This is a genomic window from Pseudoalteromonas piscicida (genome assembly GCF_002744175.1).
GTDB lineage: Bacteria > Pseudomonadota > Gammaproteobacteria > Enterobacterales > Alteromonadaceae > Pseudoalteromonas > Pseudoalteromonas piscicida_B.
This window is the reverse complement of record NZ_NKHF01000207.1, coordinates 1-215: the sequence shown is the minus strand read 5'-3', so window position 1 is coordinate 215 and position 215 is coordinate 1. Positions and strand designations below refer to the sequence as shown.

At 48.8% G+C, this 215-nt stretch carries 1 pseudogene; it reads right to left on the bottom strand.

Annotated features, from left to right (window positions below):
* Positions 1-107 precede the first annotated feature (107 nt).
* Positions 108-215, bottom strand: a pseudogene (locus CEX98_RS23405) (transposase); the annotation flags it as partial.

Here is a 215-nt window from a genome sequence, read left to right as displayed (position 1 = left end):
CGGTTCGCCGTTGGCAAACTTTTGCGTTACGGCGTTGCCTTTAAACAATTCATGCCACCGTATCACAACGGCTTTGTCAGACAATCGCTTAGCCTCATCATCGTCGGTTCGCCGTTGGCAAACTTTTGCGTTACGGCGTTGCCTTTAAACAATTCATGCCACCGTATCACAACGGCTTTGTCAGACAATCGCTTAGCCTCATCATCGTCAACATG